The following is a 12,520-nucleotide window of genomic DNA, read 5'->3' as shown; positions in this document are numbered from 1 at the left end:
CGGTCGCGGGCGCCCGGCACGTCTACATCGACAGCGCCAGCCGTGCGAATCCCTGCGCCCATTCCGGTGACTCGCTGACATCGCGCCGGGTGGTGAGTAGACGCGCGCCACACGCCTTCAGGAACTTGTCTGTCGCCTCCGCCACCCACAACGCGTCACCGCTGCCGATCGCGCTGCCGTCCTCGTTGCACCAGCCCAGTGCGGTCAGCCCTTGGACCATCGCGCCCTGACGCTCGGCCGCGGTGGCGCCTGCCGCGGTGGCGAGCAGCAGCAGACGCCCGGCGTCGCGTTCGATCTGCTCCCGGCCGAGCGGCAGCGTGGCGAGCACGTATTCCCACAGGTCCTGGTCCCGGTGCAGGAGCGCGGAACCCCGCTTGGTCAACAGGAGCCGGCCGCGGTACTTGCGGGTGAGCCCGAACGCGCGGCCCGACTCCCGCAGCCACCCGAACGCCTGGCTGTCGCTCTCGCGGGTGCTCGGCCGCCACCACCAGTCACCCCACTCGAGTTCCTCGCGAGCGGCCGTGACATGTACGGGTGGAAGGTATCCCGACGAGGTGAGGGTGATGCCGTCGTCACCGACGCGACGCAGCAACCACCGCAGATGTGCCAGCGCGTGGGTCTTCATCTCGGGGAGCCCGTCCGGGAAGGTGCCCTGCAGGTCGGCCCGCGCGAGCAGCGCATGCACTTGCGGCGCGACCTGATAGGGGATCCGCGCGAGCAGTGGAGCGACCTGTGAGTCCGGCACCGGTGGATGCAGGCGCGCCGCCTCGCGGCCGGCGAGGAGCACGTTCACGGTGCCGATGTCGCAGGCCTCCGGATCGAAGCCGCCGCCGACCCACGCCAACAGGTCGAGGTGTTCCGGATGCGCGGGGTCGGAGAGCGCCTCCAGCAGGCGCGCGTACCCGGAGACGCCGCCGCAGTCCTCCGGCGGACAGGCCCGTGCGCCGTCGGTGCACAGCGCCGCGTCCGGCGATGCGTCGCGCTCGACCGTCTCGAGCACGACGGTGTGTTCCCAGCCGTCGCCGAAGTCGTAGTCGTACACCAGCACGTCGCCTTCGGTGGTGAGCACGTCGTCGAGCCGGACCTTCTCCTCGCAACGCGCGTCCTCCCCGAAGCCGTCGTCGATGCACTCCCGCGTCGCGTACCGTTCTCCGGCTCCCTCGGCGTCGGGGCGCCGCCACTGGTGCAGGTGCGAGTCCGTCCACCCCATCGCCGACTGCAGCACGGGGTGCAGCTCGTCGAGCCGCAGCGTCGACGGCACCACGAGCCGCCGCCACACGGCGGGAACCACCCCGTTCAGGTCGATCCGCAGGTGGTAGGCGGCGGGGCGGGGTGGCTCCGTGACCCCGCGCGTCTCCTCCACGAACGACCGGAGGGCCTCCGGATCGGTGGGTACGGCGCGTAGGCGTCTACGGGGTTCGGAGGCTGCCATTGCGCCAGCCTAGGACAGGGGCGCGCGCAGCGTCTCTCCGAGCCTTCCCAATTTCTGCAACACGTTCTAGGGTGCTCGTCATGAGCATCCTGATCGACGACCGTGCTCGCGTCCGGACACTGACCCTGGACCGTCCCGACGCGCTCAACGCGTTCAACGAGGCGCTGTACGACGCGACCACGGAGGCGCTGCGTGACGCGGCCGAGGATCCGTCGGTCGCGGTGGTGCTCCTGACCGGCAACGGCCGGGCCTTCAGCGCCGGCACCGACCTGCGCGAGATGCACGCCCGGACAAGCGATCCGGACTTCCAGCCGGGAAAGCACGGCTTCCCGGGGTTGATCGACGCGCTCGCCGACCTCCCGAAACCGCTGATCGTGGCCGTGAACGGGTTGGGCTTGGGTATCGGCGCCACCATCATCGGGTTCGCGGACCTCGCGTTCATGTCCACCGAGGCGAAACTCAAGTGCCCCTTCACGGGTCTCGGTGTAGCGCCGGAGGCGGCGTCGAGCTACCTGCTGCCCGCGCTGATCGGCCGCCAGAATGCGGCATGGGTACTGATGAGCTCGGAGTGGATCCGCGCCGAGCAGGCCAGGGACATGGGCCTGGTGTTCCAGGTGTGCGCGCCCGACGACCTGATGGACGTCGCCCGTAGTCACGCGGAAACCCTTGCCGCCAAACCCGTCTCGAGCCTCGTCGCCGTCAAGCAGACGATGACGGCGCCGCTGCGCGCCGAGATCGCCGCCGCACGGGAACGCGAGAACGCCTGCTTCGCCGAACTGATGGGCGGCCCCGCGAACATCGAGGCGCTCGTCGCCTTCGCCGAGGGGCGGGAGCCGGACTTCACGACGCTGCCGGCGGGCGGTTAGGAAACCCGAGCACACCGCGTCGGTCGCCGCGCGCGTGCAGGCTTCACCGCGCCGCCATCGCCGCGATCCGGATGTCGCGGGTGCGTTCCTGATGCGCGATCATCAGCGTCCGCGCACGCTCGCCGTCCCCGTCGACCACGGCGGTGTGAATCTCCCGATGCTCGGTTTCGATCTGAGCGAGGTTCGACTGCCCCTTGGACTCCTCCGCGTCGTAGACGGCGAGTTGGGCGTCGAGCCGATCCATGAGCTCGATGATGGTCGGGTTGTGTGCGGCGATGCGCAGTGCGGTGTGCCATTCGCTGTGCAGTTGCAGCGCGATCACCGGGTCGGTCGCGGTGACGGCACGGTCGAACAGCCCGATCAGCCGGGCCAGGTCGATGGCGGAGCGGCGGGTCGCGGCGGAGAACGCGACCGCGGATTCCAGCGCGATCCGCGCGTCGCAGATCGCGAGCACCTCGTCCTCGGTGCGCACCCGCACCACGTAGCCACGCGTCACCTTGGTGACGAGCCCGTCGAACTCGAGCCGCTGCAGCGCCTCCCGGATCGGGGTGCGCGACACCCCCAGTTCCACCCCCACCGCGGCGGGCACCAGCAGCGATCCGGGCGCACAGCGTCCGCCCGTGATCCGTTCGCGTAGCTGCGTGTACGGCGATCTGTCGTCTGACACCCCGGTCCCCTCGTCATGTCGATAGATGTCGGTCGAGGACAACGTCTACCAGGGGAAATTCGGTTGCGGAAGAGTTTGAATCCATGTGTATACAAATGTCGTCATGAGCGTTCATCTGCATTTTCATGGCATTCGCACCGCAGCACGCGAGGAGAACGATGAACACCACACCACCCGTCCGGACGGCGGCCGACCATGCCTGACGCCACCCTCACCGCCCCGACCACGGCCGCCCCCACCGCCGAGCCCGAGCGTCGGCGACGCACCCTCCGACTGCCCCGTCCGACAGCCCTGCTGCCCTGGGTGGTGCCGGTGCTGGTGGTCCTCGGGTGGCAGTGGGCGTCGTCGACCGGGGTGATCTCGGCGGCTGTCCTGCCGCCGCCGAGCAAGGTCCTGGGCACCGCCACCACCCTGTGGAGCAGCGGCGAGCTGCAGACCCACCTGATGGTCAGCGTGCGCCGCATCGCGGTCGGGTTCACCATCGGCGCCGCGATCGGGCTCGTCCTCGGTTTCGCAGTGGGGTTGTCGAGGATCGCGGAGGGGCTCGTCGACCGGACCCTGCAGATGATGCGGGCTCTGCCGCACCTCGCGCTGGTGCCACTACTCATCGCCGCGTTCGGCATCGGCGAGCTGCCGAAGGTCACGCTCGTCACTCTCGGCGTGATCTTCCCCGTCTACCTGAACACCGTCGCCGGCATCCACACCGTCGACCCGAAGCTCGTGCAACTCGGGCAGTCCTACGGGCTCGGCCGGGGCGAGCTGATCCGTCAGATCATCGTCCCGGGGGCGATGCCGATGATCCTGACCGGCATCCGATACGCCCTCGGCGTCGCCTGGCTGACGCTCGTCGTCGCCGAGACCATCGCCACCAGCGAGGGCATCGGCTACCTCGCCCAGAACGGGCGCGAGATGCTCCGCAACGACCGGATCGTCCTCGCGATCATCCTGTACGCCCTCGCCGGCCTGCTCGCGGACCAGCTCACCCGACTCGTCGAGGCGCGGGTCCTGCGGTGGAACCCGAACTACCAGAAGGGAGATCGCTGATGAGCGACAACGACGGCAGCGCGCTCGTCGGTCTCGACCTACTCGGAGTGGGGCACCGCTACCGCGACAAGCAGGTCCTCGACCGCATCGACCTGTCCATCGCACCGGGCGAGTTCGTCACGTTCCTCGGCCCGAGCGGCGTCGGCAAGTCGACACTGCTCCGCATCCTCGCGGGGCTGGAGACGCCCACCGAGGGCCGGGTCGAGCCGACCGTCGACCGAACGGTCGTGTCCCGCATGATGTTCCAGGAGGACCGCCTCCTCCCCTGGCGCAGCGTCCTCGACAACGCGGCGCTCGGCACCCGCGGCCGACGCGACGAGGCCGCGGAGCTGCTTCGCGAGGTCGGGCTCGCCGGACGCGAGAACGACTGGCCCTCCGAACTCTCCGGAGGCCAGCGGCAGCGCGTCGCCCTCGCGCGGGCACTGCTGCACCAGCCGGACGTGCTGCTGCTCGACGAACCGTTCGGCGCGCTCGACGCGATCACCCGCGTGACGATGCAGCAACTGCTCGAACGCGTCCTCGCCGAGCATCCGCGCACGGTTCTGCTGGTCACCCACGACGTCGAGGAAGCTCTCGTCCTGTCCGACCGGGTACTGCTGCTCACCGAGCGTGGCATCACCCGTGAACTGCGGATCGACCAACCCCGCCCCCGCCACCGCGGCGACAGCCGGCTTGCCGAATGGAAGGAGGAGTTCCTGGACGGACTCCTCGAAGCCGACCGCGCCCTGCACTCCTGACAACCCGAAAGGCCCCCATGTCACCCCTGTCCACCCCCACCCTCAGCCGGCGGGGCTTCCTCAAGGCCACCGGCGCCGGGCTGCTCGGCCTGACGGCGCTCTCGCTCGCCGGCTGCGGCACCGACGACGTCGCGGCCGCCGACAGCGGCCCGCTCACCGAGGTGCGCTACGCGCTGATCGGCGACGGCAACACCGAACCGGGCGCCGTGCTGCGCAACAGCCTCGCCGGGTTCGACCTGAGCGCCGACCTGGGCGGGGTCCCGGTGCAGTGGCCGTCCGGCTTCGCCGCATCGCTGCCGGTGATGGAGGCGATCAAGTCCGGCAGCGTCGACTTCTCCTTCGCCACCGCGACCGCGGTGATCTACGCCATCGGCGGCGGCGTCCCGATCGTGCCGCTGGTGGCGTACCCGCTGCCCAGCGACGAGGTGGAGGTGCTCGTTCCGCAGGGCTCCGACATCCGCTCGGCCGCGGACCTGAAGGGCCGCAAGGTCGCCGACCACCGCGGCACCACCGGCACGTACAGCCTCGTCAAGTACCTCGAATCGGCCGGACTGACCATCGACGACATCGAGTACGTCAACCTCACCGCCGCCGACGCCGAGGCCGCGTTCGCGCAGGGCAAGGTGGACGCCTGGATCACCTGGCAGCCGACGGCCGAGCTCGCGAAGCGCAAGCACAACGCCGCGACGCTGCCCGACGTGAAGACCTACGACTACGCGTTCTTCGTCGCGAGCGAGTCGTTCGCGAACAACCACCCGGAGGCGGCCGCGACGCTGGTCCGCAACGTCCGGGACGCGCAGCGGTGGATCGAGGCGAACCCGGAGGGCGCGGTCGCCGAGTTCACCCGCCTCGGCGGTTTCGCGGGAAGCGAACTCGAAGCGCAGGTGTACCTGGACCTCGTGAAGTCGGGCCGACTCTCGTACTCCGGTGCCGGACAGTTCACCTCGGTCGGCGCGGACGCGATCTCGGGCACCCAGGATCTCGCGGACAACTTCCACCGCCTCGGGATCTACCCGGACCAGGTCGACGTCACAACGTGGCTGGAGGATTCCCGCTTCGACTCGATCAAGTCCACCATCGACCAGGAACTCGCGAAGTAGGTCACGTTCATGTCTTCCCAGATGCATCTCGCCGCGTTCATCACCGCCGGACCGGGTCGCCCCGGAGGATGGCGCCACCCCGCGTCCGTTCCGGACTGGCTGTCCGCGGACTACTACCAGAACATCGCCCGCACCCTCGAGGACGGCCGATTCGACCTGGCGTTCTTCGCCGACATCCTCTCCGTCCCCGACCGGTTCGGCTCGAGCACGGACAGCCAGCTGCGCAACGGCGCGCTCGGGTCGATGCGCATCGACCCGCTGCACGTCCTCTCGTCGATGGGCGCCGTCACCAAGCACCTCGGGCTCGCCGCCACCGTGTCCACCACCTATGCGCAGCCCTTCACCGTGGCCCGGTCCTTCGCCAGCCTCGACCACCTCACCGCGGGCCGCGCGGCGTGGAACGTCGTGACGTCCTTCCAGGAGTCCGAGGCCCGGAACTTCAACCGGGACGAGCAGTTCCCCCGCGAGAAGCGGTACGAACGCGCCGACGAATTCCTCGAGGTCGCCGCGAAGCTGTGGGACAGCTGGGAGGACGACGCGCTTGTCCTCGACACCGAGGCCCCGCTGTTCGCCGAACCGTCCAAGGTGCACGCGATCGACCACAAGGGCGAGTGGTTCACCGTCCAGGGCCCCCTCAACGTGCCCCGGCCCCCGCAGGGCTACCCGGTCGTCATCCAGGCCGGCGCGTCGGCGAAGGGCAAGGACTTCGCCGCCCGCTGGTCGGACGTGATCTTCTGCAGCCACGCGTCCCTCGAATCGGCGCAGGACTTCTACCGGGAGATCAAGGAACGCGCCGCGGCGCACGGCCGGGACCCCCGCCAGGTGAAGATCCTGCCGTCGATCGCCCCGGTCATCGGCGTCACCACCGCGATCGCGGAGCAGACCGCGGACCTGCTGTTCGACCTCGTCCCGCCGCTCGGCGGGCTGTCCACCCTCGCGTATCACCTGGACGTCGACCTGTCGACGTTCCCGCTCGACGAGCGTCTGCCCGACGTCGAGGTTCCCGGTGTGGAGGGGCACTACCGCGAGGTCCGGGAGATCACCGAACGCGAGGGCCTGACGCTGCGCGAGCTCGGCAAGCAGTACGGCGGCCGCGTCGAAGGTGGATTCATCGGCACCGCAACCGAAGTCGCCGACGGGCTCGAACAGTGGTTCACCGAGGGCGCCTGCGACGGGTTCATGGTGCAGGCCCCCTACCAGCCGGGCGGATTCGAGGACTTCACGCGGCAGGTGGTCCCCGAACTCCAGAAGCGCGGCCTGTTCCGCACCGAGTACGAGGGCACGACCCTGCGCGAGAACCTCGGCCTCGAACGGTCCGCCGCGGGCGAGTGGGTGAACCGGATCCCGAAGTCCGCGAGCAGCAACGCATGAGCACAACGACCGTGGCGCCCCTCATCGCGGAAACCACCGTCGCCACCGTCTCCGGGCACACCATCGCGGGTGTGCCCGGGAGGTTCGTGATCGACGCCCGCACGAATCATCTCGTCACCGACTCGCGGCTCGGTCCGGGCGAGTCGATCCAGGCGGGCGAGCTGCTGCTGTCGGCCGTCGTCTCCTGTGCGATGGCCAACTTCGAGGCCACTGCGCAGGACCTCGGGCTGCCGGTCACCGGTGTCACCGTCGACGCCTCGCACGCGCGCGGTGTCGAGGACCCGACGCGATACGACTTCACGCGCATCGCGATCACCGTGCGCGGTGTGGACCAGTCGGCCGCGGACCTCCTCGGCGAGCGGTTCGTCGCGACGTGCCCGATCTACAACACGATTCGGCGGGGCAGCGGCATCGAGCTCACCGTGGCAGCCGCCTGAGCTCCCCCGCGAACCGGCCGGGTGACGGCCCGCGTCACCCGGCCGACCGGCCCACCCACGATTAAATTCATGCTGCTCGCCAACCCTGGTCGCGGTTCGGACCCCGCACCATAATCGTCGACATGGCCATCGTGGAACTCCTGCTGACTCGTCGTGGCGCCAGGGCCACGGCGGCACCCCGCACGGCCAGGAGCGCATGATGCTCAACTTCCGGCGCCTGATGTTGCTGCGTGATCTGGCCGAACTGGGCACGATCACCGCGGTCGCCGAACGTCGCAGCATCACCACCTCGGCCGTCTCCGCGCAGCTTCGGGTGCTCGAGGACGAGGTCGACGCGGTCCTGTTCCGCCGTGACGGTCGCACCCTGCGGTTGACGCACAGCGGTGACGTCCTGCTCGAGGAGGCCCGCAAGATCCTGCGGGTCGTGGACGAGGCGCTCACCGCCGTCGCCGCCACCCGCGACCTGTCGGCGGGCCGGGTGTCGATCTCCGGATTCGAGACGAGCATCGGCAGTTTCGCCGCGCCGCTGCTGCAACGCCTCGGCCAGGAGGCCCCGGAACTGCAGATCCGGGTGCTGCAGGCCGACACCCCGACGTCGCTGCGGTCGGTGCGGCAGGGCGACATCGACATCGCCCTCGCGTCCCGCCTGCACTTCCGTCCCAGCGAGGGACTCGCCGGTCTGCACAGCCTGCACCTCGGCGACGATCCGATCGTGCTGATCGCTCCCCGCCGGCTGCACCTGCAGATCCGGACGAACGGCCTGTCCGCGCTGGCCGACGAATCGTGGATCACCGGTCCGCCCGACACCGGATTGTCGGCGACGCTCGACCGTCTCGGCGAGCAGGCGGGATTCGTCCCCCAGGTCAAGCACCGTGTGACGGGAGCACCCAATGTGTGCCATCTCGCCGCGAGTGGTGTGGGCGTTGCGGTGGTGCCGCTGCTCTCGGTGCCCCCGTCACTCGTCCACATGATCGTGCGCGACCTCGATCTCGGCGGACGCTCCATCGACGTCGTGCATCGCGAAGGCGCCCTCCGCAATCCCGCCGTGTCGCTCGTGGTGCGGACGCTGCGCGCGCTCGCCGAGGAGCGGCTCGCCGGGACCGGGGTCGACTTCGCGCGCGGCGGGCTCGGCGCCGCGTCCTGACGGTCCCGGCACCAGGGCCGGAACCGTCAAGGACATCAGCGGATCCCCGCGAAGGCACCCGCGGGAGGCTCACGCCAACCCGGCTGCTCGCGGGCGTCGAGCGGAACCAGGTCGTCGGCGTGGAACGTGACCCGATCGAGGGCGAGCACCCATCGGGTCCGACCGTTCGCGTCGGCGGGGCCGACGGGCGTCCACGTGACCCGGTCCCGGTGGGTGGGCACGACGACAAGCGCGCGAGCGGTCGGTTCCCACACGAGCACCGCGTCGTACAGACTCGGGTGGTCGTCGACCTCGACCTCGCCCGTGACTCGGCCGAGTGGCAGGTCGGGAACCGGAACATGTCCTTGCTCCCAGGTCCACGACCGAACCGCATCGGACCACGTGATCACCTCTCCCCTGCCGATGTCGCCGAGTAGTCCGTTCCGCGCCCGCCCGGGTGACGCCTCCGCGATCACCGGAGCCAGTGCGACGTGCCAGCGGAGCGTGTCGGCCAACCCCGCGTCGATGCCAGCCAGCGCCACGAGCAGACGATCACCGTCGGCGGTGGACCGCGCCGCGATTGCGGTGACGCGGAGGGTCGTGAGGTGGTCGAGGGCCTCGCGGAGGACCGCGACCCTCGGACCGCCTCCGTCGGCGAGGGTCGTCCCGACGGGCAGCGCCGGGTGGTTCAGTATCTCGCGGAGCGCGACCACGGTGTCGGTGTCGAGGTCGGCCGCTCGCGAGTCGTCGGCTCGGGAGGTACCGGTCGAAGCGACCATACTCAACTCCTCAGATGCGGGTAGGCGCGTTGCGCGCGTGACGGAATGCCGAGGGTGGTGCGGTGGGTGACGTCGAAGAAGGCGTTGATGCCGTTGCGCCGCCGGGCTCCGACCGACCGGTGGTATCCCGGACCGTCGGCGGCGTTCATGATCGCACGAGTGTTGTTGAAGTCCCGCAGTTCTCGCTGCAGGGCCACGAAATGCGTTCCGGGCTTGCCGCCGTCGACGGTGGCGAAGTCGCGGCGGTTGATGACCGGGACGTTGTTCACCCGGGCGCGTGCCGCCGCCTGCGCATGGCCCACGATGCCGTGTTCGCGGACGGTCGACTCGTAGGACTGGTAGTCGCTCGGTGCGTCGTCCGAGAACTTCTCGGCCTCCTCGGCGGTGACGGTCGGCGCGTACAGCAGTGCCGCCTGCTCGTCCCGGCTGTGAGCGTGCCAGCGTTCGACGTCGAGTTCGATACGGCTGACGTGCCCCGTCGTACCTCCGGCGAGCGGGCCGTCGGCGATGGTGATCGACTCCTCCGTGGCCTGGTTGCCGCGGTGGATCGAATGGAACCCGAACAGCAACGGCGACGTGGCCGGGATGTTCAGGTCCGGGAGCGCCTGCGTCGGAAGCCCTTCCCCGACGAAGCCGCGCCGCACCTCCTGCACCTCGAGGTGCTCGCGCTGCGCACTGTTGCCGTCCCCGAACAGCAGGTCCAGGACCTCGTCGAGGACGTCGTCGTGGTCACTGGCCAGGTGGAAGACCGCGTGCGGGGTGTCGATCACCGGGTCCTCCCACCGCGACATCCGCGCGGCGGGGTTGATCAGCCCGCGATGGGGCGTGTAGTCGTCGAACCACGCCGGGCCCCAGCCGACCGTGGTGAGCAGGCCGTCCGGGCCGTACGCGAAACGCTCCTCGGCCGCCTGGAGCGCGACCTCGAGGTTCTTGACCGCGACGTCGTCCGGCGTGCGGGTCACCCCCGCCAGGACGAGCACCTGCCGCCGCGGCGGGATCGGCCTGTCGAGGTCGTCGTGGGAGAAGGTCGACTCCCAATGATGCTGGGAAGGAGGAAGACTCACCGCGCCACCGCCAGGAGTTGCGCCTCGACATCGCGTTCGATGGACTCGAACTCGGACACGAGGTCGGTCGTCCCGGTCTCGGGGATGCTCAGGTTGAAGATCGCGGCGGTGCGGCCGGTGGAGACGTCCGGGTTCTCGATCGCGGTGAGTACCGCGTCGGCGACGCTCTCCGTGCTGACGAGGCCGTCCGCGTGACGGTCGGCCGACAGCCGGGTCCGGTACGACGGATCGTGGACGGTGGACAGCCAGGTCGGCCGCAGGATCGTCCACGGATTCGGCCCCGCACGCAGGTGCGCCTCGAGTGCGCGCAGACTCCACGTACTCGGCTTCGCATTGCGGTGTGCGACACCGTGTCCCACGAGGAAGTGCGACACGAGGACGATGCGCAGGTCGGGACGTTCGGCGGCGATCGGGTCCAGGATGCGGTGCCCGATCAGCCGGCCCGCCTCCTCCCCGTCGGCGGGCTGCCACATCCCGGTCGGGGCGGCGACGGTGGGCGTAAGGATCAGCGCATCGGCTGTGCGCCAGGCGCTCTCGGCGTCGGATGCGGTCACGGCGCCGTCCGCGGGACGCAGGTAGTGGTGTCCGCGTTCGCGGGCGAGCCGCTCGGTCTGCTCACGCGAGTTCCAGATACCGGCCACGTGATGGACACTCGAATTGGATGCTTCGGCGAGGACAGGGCTGAACTCGACGATGTTCACCATGGTGAACTCCTTGGGTCTTGTCGGGCCGGGCCTTGGTCGGGCCGGCCTTGTCGGCGGTGTGCCGCCCGGTCTGCTCAGACGCCGACGAGCACGGCGGACGCGGCGTGCGGACGCGGACGGCGACGCGCCGCCTTGTCCGCTCCGAGCCACGGCGGCCGCCACCCCTCGTCCGCCGGGTTGAGGGTCACCCCGGGCGGGACGATCTCGTCGATCGCGTCGAGCACCGACTCGTCGAGGACGATCTCCGGGGCGTCGAGGAGAGTCTCGAGGTGCTCGATCGTCCGCGGACCGACGAGCACGCTGTCGACCTGCGGGTGGTTGAGTACGAACGCGACAGCCAACTGGGGCAGGGTGATTCCGGCGTCCCGCGCGAGGTTTCCGAGGCGAATCGCGATGTCGCGCTTGACCTGGTTGAGCGGCAGCGTCGGATCGTGCCGCGCCGGGAGCCGCTCGGCACGCGCGGAGACGGGCGCCTCGACCCCCTCGACGTGCCTGCCGGACAGCCACCCGCCCGCGAGGGGGCTCCAGGTCAGGACACCGAGGTTGTACTTCGCCGCGACCGGCAGACTGGCCCGCTCGGCGCCACGCGCCAGGATCGAGTACGGCAGCTGCTCGCTGACCGGGCGGCTGCGTCCGGTGCGGGTCGCGGCCCACTGCGCCTCGACCAGCAGGTGCGGCTCGTTGGTGGTGGTGCCGTGGTACCGGATCTTGCCCTGCCGGACGAGGTCGTCGAGCGCTCCGACGGTCTCCTCGACGTCGACGTCGGGGTCCGGCTTGTGCTGCTGGTACAGGTCGATGTGGTCGACGTCGAGGCGGCGCAGCGAGTTCTCGACCTCCTGGAAGATCCACCGTCGCGAGCTGCCGCGCGTGTTGACGCCGTCGGCCCACTGGCTGTGGAACTTGGTGGCCACGACGATGTCGTCGCGGCGCCCCTTGAGGGCCTTGCCGACGATGATCTCGCTCTCCCCCTGTGAGTACGAGTCGGCGGTGTCGACGACGTTGATGCCCGCGTCGAACGCGCGGTGGATGATCCTGATCGCCTCGTCGTGGTCTCCGGTGGCGCGGGAACCGAAGTTCATCGCGCCCAGCGTCAGCGGGCTGACCTTGACTCCGGTCCTGCCGAGTGTGCGGTAACTCAATGCTCCGTCCGATCCTTCGGGTTGCTCGAAGTTCCTTCCACGGAGCCCGATTCGGGC

General features: G+C 69.9%; 13 protein-coding genes. 7 read left to right on the top strand and 6 right to left on the bottom strand.

From position 1 onward, the window contains the following. Positions 1 to 22: 22 nt before the first annotated feature. The gene (locus tag ACFYVR_RS25330; protein WP_387478598.1) at positions 23 to 1,432 is read right to left on the bottom strand and encodes a plasmid pRiA4b ORF-3 family protein; all 1,410 of its coding nucleotides are present in this window, start codon (positions 1,430 to 1,432) and stop codon (positions 23 to 25) included. Positions 1,433 to 1,512: 80 nt separating this feature from the next. On the opposite strand from ACFYVR_RS25330, the gene ACFYVR_RS25325 reads away from it, so the two are divergent. Then, the gene (locus ACFYVR_RS25325) at positions 1,513 to 2,298 is read left to right on the top strand and encodes an enoyl-CoA hydratase/isomerase family protein (protein ID WP_387478595.1); all 786 of its coding nucleotides are present in this window, start codon (positions 1,513 to 1,515) and stop codon (positions 2,296 to 2,298) included. Positions 2,299 to 2,341: 43 nt separating this feature from the next. On the opposite strand, the gene ACFYVR_RS25320 is transcribed toward ACFYVR_RS25325, so the two are convergent. Further along, on the bottom strand, positions 2,342 to 2,965 hold the full coding sequence (locus ACFYVR_RS25320; RefSeq protein WP_387478592.1) for a GntR family transcriptional regulator: 624 nt from the start codon (positions 2,963 to 2,965) through the stop codon (positions 2,342 to 2,344). 195 nt (positions 2,966 to 3,160) lie between these two features. On the opposite strand from ACFYVR_RS25320, the gene ACFYVR_RS25315 reads away from it, so the two are divergent. The 6 genes from ACFYVR_RS25315 (at position 3,161) to ACFYVR_RS25290 (ending at position 8,798) form a co-directional block, all read left to right on the top strand. After that, positions 3,161 to 4,009, top strand: a complete 849-nt coding sequence (locus tag ACFYVR_RS25315; protein WP_387478590.1) for an ABC transporter permease subunit — start codon at positions 3,161 to 3,163, stop codon at positions 4,007 to 4,009. Further along, positions 4,009 to 4,746: an ABC transporter ATP-binding protein gene (locus ACFYVR_RS25310; RefSeq protein ID WP_387478587.1), complete on the top strand. Its 738-nt coding sequence runs from the start codon at positions 4,009 to 4,011 to the stop codon at positions 4,744 to 4,746. Before ACFYVR_RS25315 ends, ACFYVR_RS25310 begins: the two co-directional genes overlap by 1 nt. Positions 4,747 to 4,763: 17 nt before the next feature. Further along, complete coding sequence (locus tag ACFYVR_RS25305; RefSeq protein ID WP_387478584.1) at positions 4,764 to 5,846, top strand: ABC transporter substrate-binding protein; 1,083 nt, start codon at positions 4,764 to 4,766, stop codon at positions 5,844 to 5,846. A 21-nt stretch (positions 5,847 to 5,867) separates the two neighbouring features. Next, on the top strand, positions 5,868 to 7,217 hold the full coding sequence (locus ACFYVR_RS25300) for an LLM class flavin-dependent oxidoreductase (protein WP_387478645.1): 1,350 nt from the start codon (positions 5,868 to 5,870) through the stop codon (positions 7,215 to 7,217). Then, on the top strand, positions 7,214 to 7,654 hold the full coding sequence (locus tag ACFYVR_RS25295; RefSeq protein WP_387478581.1) for an OsmC family protein: 441 nt from the start codon (positions 7,214 to 7,216) through the stop codon (positions 7,652 to 7,654). Before ACFYVR_RS25300 ends, ACFYVR_RS25295 begins: the two co-directional genes overlap by 4 nt. Before the next feature lie 196 nt (positions 7,655 to 7,850). Further along, a complete protein-coding gene (locus ACFYVR_RS25290; protein ID WP_387478578.1) occupies positions 7,851 to 8,798 on the top strand; it encodes a LysR family transcriptional regulator in 948 nt (315 codons plus the stop codon). Positions 8,799 to 8,833: 35 nt separating this feature from the next. Here the strand turns inward: ACFYVR_RS25290 and ACFYVR_RS25285 are convergent, their stop codons facing one another. The 4 genes from ACFYVR_RS25285 to ACFYVR_RS25270 form a co-directional block, all read right to left on the bottom strand. Then, a complete protein-coding gene (locus ACFYVR_RS25285) occupies positions 8,834 to 9,556 on the bottom strand; it encodes a hypothetical protein (RefSeq protein ID WP_387478575.1) in 723 nt (240 codons plus the stop codon). A 2-nt stretch (positions 9,557 to 9,558) separates the two neighbouring features. Next, on the bottom strand, positions 9,559 to 10,620 hold the full coding sequence (locus tag ACFYVR_RS25280; RefSeq protein ID WP_387478572.1) for a hypothetical protein: 1,062 nt from the start codon (positions 10,618 to 10,620) through the stop codon (positions 9,559 to 9,561). Further along, a complete protein-coding gene (locus ACFYVR_RS25275) occupies positions 10,617 to 11,324 on the bottom strand; it encodes an NAD(P)H-binding protein (protein ID WP_387478569.1) in 708 nt (235 codons plus the stop codon). Before ACFYVR_RS25275 ends, ACFYVR_RS25280 begins: the two co-directional genes overlap by 4 nt. Before the next feature lie 74 nt (positions 11,325 to 11,398). After that, positions 11,399 to 12,463: an aldo/keto reductase gene (locus ACFYVR_RS25270; RefSeq protein ID WP_387478566.1), complete on the bottom strand. Its 1,065-nt coding sequence runs from the start codon at positions 12,461 to 12,463 to the stop codon at positions 11,399 to 11,401. Positions 12,464 to 12,520 lie beyond the last annotated feature (57 nt).

The sequence above is a fragment of the Rhodococcus sp. NPDC003318 genome (assembly GCF_042879035.1).
GTDB lineage: Bacteria > Actinomycetota > Actinomycetes > Mycobacteriales > Mycobacteriaceae > Rhodococcus_G.
The sequence above is the reverse complement of the archived record's forward strand: the minus strand, read 5'-3'. Positions and strand labels throughout refer to the sequence as shown.

Excerpts from the sequence above, each read along its gene's own strand:
- ACFYVR_RS25330 (WP_387478598.1), bottom strand. The coding sequence starts at position 1,432 with ATGGCAGCCTCCGAACCCCGTAGACGCCTACGCGCCGTACCCACCGAT.
- ACFYVR_RS25325 (WP_387478595.1), top strand. The coding sequence starts at position 1,513 with ATGAGCATCCTGATCGACGACCGTGCTCGCGTCCGGACACTGACCCTG.
- ACFYVR_RS25315 (WP_387478590.1), top strand. The coding sequence starts at position 3,161 with ATGCCTGACGCCACCCTCACCGCCCCGACCACGGCCGCCCCCACCGCC.
- ACFYVR_RS25310 (WP_387478587.1), top strand. The coding sequence starts at position 4,009 with ATGAGCGACAACGACGGCAGCGCGCTCGTCGGTCTCGACCTACTCGGA.
- ACFYVR_RS25305 (WP_387478584.1), top strand. The coding sequence starts at position 4,764 with ATGTCACCCCTGTCCACCCCCACCCTCAGCCGGCGGGGCTTCCTCAAG.
- ACFYVR_RS25300 (WP_387478645.1), top strand. The coding sequence starts at position 5,868 with ATGCATCTCGCCGCGTTCATCACCGCCGGACCGGGTCGCCCCGGAGGA.
- ACFYVR_RS25295 (WP_387478581.1), top strand. The coding sequence starts at position 7,214 with ATGAGCACAACGACCGTGGCGCCCCTCATCGCGGAAACCACCGTCGCC.
- ACFYVR_RS25290 (WP_387478578.1), top strand. The coding sequence starts at position 7,851 with ATGATGCTCAACTTCCGGCGCCTGATGTTGCTGCGTGATCTGGCCGAA.
- ACFYVR_RS25285 (WP_387478575.1), bottom strand. The coding sequence starts at position 9,556 with ATGGTCGCTTCGACCGGTACCTCCCGAGCCGACGACTCGCGAGCGGCC.
- ACFYVR_RS25275 (WP_387478569.1), bottom strand. The coding sequence starts at position 11,324 with ATGGTGAACATCGTCGAGTTCAGCCCTGTCCTCGCCGAAGCATCCAAT.